Raw genomic sequence first — 3,378 nt, 5'->3', positions numbered from 1 at the left:
ACAGCTGGCGCCCGCCGCCCACAAGCGGTTCACCGGCCTGAAGAAGGACGTCCGCACGGTCGCCGACGTCCAGCTCCGCCGGATGGAACGGGCGATGGCCCGCGGCCGCACCTGGTCGGCGGAGGAGTTCCGCCGCCACCTCGTGGAGCATCCGCTGGTGTGGCACATCGCCCGCCGGCTGGTGTGGCTCGCCGAGACCGGCGAGGGCGCGACGGCGTTCCGCATCGCCGAGGACCGCACGTTCGCCGACGTCGCAGACGAGACGTTCGTCCTGCCGGAGACCGCCCGCGTCCGCATCGCCCATCCGGTCGACCTGGGCGCGGACGCCGTGGCGGCCTGGTCGGAGGTGTTCGCCGACTACGAGCTGGTCCAGCCGTTCCCCCAGTTGGCCCGCCCGGTCCACGCGCTGACCGAGCAGGAGCGCGCCTCCGGACGGCTGGAGCGGTTCGAGGGTCTCGAGGTGCCGTACGGGCCGCTGCTCGCGCTGACGCGACGCGGCTGGGAGCTCGGTGAGCCCCAGGACGGCGGGGAGCGGGCGTGGATCTCCCTGCACGTCGCCGACGGCGTGCACGTGGTGCTCGAGCTGGATCCGGGGATCGCCGCGATCGGGCCGGACGCGACGGGGGACCACCATGCCTTGACCTACGTGTGGATCGCCCCCGAGCCCGACTGGTACTGGCCCAGCAAGGGCACCCCGCTGACCTTCGGCCTGCTCTCCCCGGTCGTCGCCTCGGAGGTGCTGGCCGATCTGACCGCCCTGGCCGAGGCGGCCGTCTGACCGCGACGGGCCGCGACGCACCGCGCCCGCCGCGCATCCCGGGTGCGCGGCGGGCGCGGCCTGCGCGAAGCGCGCGGAACCTGAAGGATGGGCGCGATGCACGGTGAGCAGAGATCCGGGCGTTATGTCGGCGCCCTCCTCTACGGTGAGGCGCCATGACGGACGAGAGCACCTTGGTCATCCCCGAGGAGTGGCACCGGTCGGTGCATCCGCGGCGGGGCGGGCGCGTCCCGGCGACCCTGAAGGTCGCCGCGAACCCCGGCACGAGGGCCGCCAGGCTGGTGGCGAAGGCGGAGGAGGCGGGCGTCTTCGCCGCGCTGGCCCCGGAGGCGAGCGACGCCGACCTGATCGAGCGGACGCGACGCCATCTGCGCGGAGAGGCCGATCCGGCCGGGGCGGCCGTGGTCGCTCAGCTCGCGGCGATGGAGACCTCCTCGCCGGACAACGCCCTGCGGACCTTCGTCGACGCGTGGGCGGCCGAGCACGGGCCGGCGTTCGCGGCCTGCGCGGTCATGGAGCTGGCCTCGATCAGGGTCAAGCGTCTCCCGGACGGCTCCCGGCACGCCGAGCAGCGCTCCGCCGCCCGCGTCGGGGACGACGACTTCGACTTCACCGGGCGCGGCTGCGCGCGCCGCGTCCGGACCCTGCTGGCGGGCGCGGACGACGCCGACTACCGGGAGGCCGCGGAGCGGCTGGAGGAGCACCGCGACACCCGGGTCCGCCGGCTGCTGGCGGCGTATCTGGTCCCGACCCGGCACGAGTGGGTCGCGCAGTGCTGCGAGGAGGGCCCGGACGACACCTGGAAGTGGCGGTCCGGGGAGCGCAGGGCGCTGTTCCTGTCGCTCGGCGCCCGTGAGCACGTCGAGGCCGTCGAAGGGAAGATCTGGCCGACCTGGCGCGAGGTCGACGCCGAGCTGGCGACGACGCTGCTCGACGGGCTCGGCGCGGACGCGCTGCCCCTCCTCGTGAGCGCCTCCGGCCTGCCCGTCGGGGACGCCACCCGGCGGCGGGTGCTGGAGACGGTGAGCGTGATCCCCACCGACGAGGCGCTCGCGGCGCTGCTCGAGCGGCACGACGGGAAAATCGCCCGGCCGGTGCTGCTGGCGGCGATGACGCGGTTCCCGATGCGGGCGCTGCGGCTGCTGACCCGGGCCGTCGTCGACCTGAACGCCGCCGGCGACGCCGAGGGCGCGGCCGCGATGACCGACCTGCTCCAGGGACAGGTGCTGAACCACCCGGACGCGGCGGCGCGGACCATGGACGAGCTGCCGGACCCCTGCCGCGCGGTGCTCGAGCCGGTGCTGTCGTCCGCCGTGCGGCTCCCGGAGGCGCCCCTGGAGGCCCTGCCGCCGCTGCTGGCCCGGCCGCCGTGGGAGCAGGGGCGCACGAAGGCCGAGCCGGTCGTCATCCCGGAGCTGACGCCCGCGGTCGAGGCGGGCGTGACGTGGCAGGAGGGCGAGCGGGAGCGCTGGGCCGCGTTCCCGCTGCCGGAGCCGCCGGCGGACGCCGACTGGGAGGAGCTCGCCGCGCGGTATCGGGACGGGCGGCTGCCCCGTCAGGAGGCCCTCGCGCTCTTCACCGCCGGACCGGAGGAGATCGTCCGGCCGCTGCTCGCCGCCGGGGCCGAGGACGGCCCCTGGATCGAGGGGGGCGACGCCGCCCGGCTCCGCTCGATCCTCGCCCGCCATGAGCTGGACGCCCTGCCCGCGGCGCTGTCGGCGGCCCGCGCCCGGCCGGCCGTGTTCGCCGACCTGCTCGTGCCGTTCCTGGACGCCCGGGTGGCGAAGCTGATGGTCGAGTGGTTCCACGGCACCGGGCCGCTGCGCGACGTGGCGCTCCGCTGGCTGGACCGGCACGGCGTGCAGGCGGCGCGGCTGCTGATCCCCACGGCGCTCGATCGGCACGCCCACGCGCCGCGCCGCGCGGCCGAACGGGCGCTGCTGGCGTTCTCCCTCCGCCTCGGAGAGGAGCCGATCATCGCCGCGGCGCGCGAGCACGGCGACCGGGCCGCCGACGCGATCGCCGAGCTGCTGACCGTCGGCCCGCCCGATCTGCTCCCGGCCAAGAGGCCCAAGAGCGTCCCCTGGATCGTCCCCGCCAGGCTCCCCCAGGTGCCGCTGCGCGGAGACAAGGACAAGGCCCTGCCCCTGACGGCGATCGGCCATGTGATCACCCTGCTCACCCTGTCCGCCCCCTACGGGGTGCATCCGGGCGTGGACCTGGTCCGCGAGCTGTGCGACCCGGAGTCGCTCGCCGAGTTCTCCTGGGCGCTGTTCCAGGAGTGGAGGAAGACGGGCGAGCCGACGGAGGGCTACTGGGCGCTGCATCAGCTCGCCTGGTTCGGCGACGACGAGACCGCCCGGCGGCTGACGCCCGTCATCCGCGCCTGGCCGGGGCAGAGCGGCCATCGCAAGGCGGTCGCCGGCCTGGACGTGCTCACCGCGATCGGCTCGGACACGGCGCTGCTCCAGCTCCACGGGATCTCCGAGAAGGTCAAGTTCACGGGGCTGCGGGAGGCGGCGCGATCCAAGATCCACCGGCTCGGCGAGACGCTCGGGCTGAGCGCCGACCAGCTCGCCGACCGGCTCGTGCCCGCCTTC

At 75.5% G+C, this 3,378-nt stretch carries 2 protein-coding genes; both read left to right on the top strand.

The annotated features are described in order from the left end of the window. Positions 1-778: DUF4132 domain-containing protein (locus EIO00_RS23875; RefSeq protein ID WP_140182685.1), on the top strand; the 778-nt coding region annotated here is incomplete at its 5' end. A gap of 155 nt (positions 779-933) precedes the next feature. Continuing rightward, positions 934-3,378 (top strand): DUF4132 domain-containing protein (locus tag EIO00_RS23870; RefSeq protein ID WP_140182683.1); only part of this gene is annotated, 2,445 nt, incomplete at its 3' end.

Source organism: Thermomonospora catenispora, assembly GCF_006363815.1.
Classification (GTDB): Bacteria; Actinomycetota; Actinomycetes; order Streptosporangiales; family Streptosporangiaceae; genus Thermomonospora; species Thermomonospora catenispora.
Note: the sequence above shows the minus strand (reverse complement) of the source record. Positions and strands in the feature narration are given on the sequence as shown.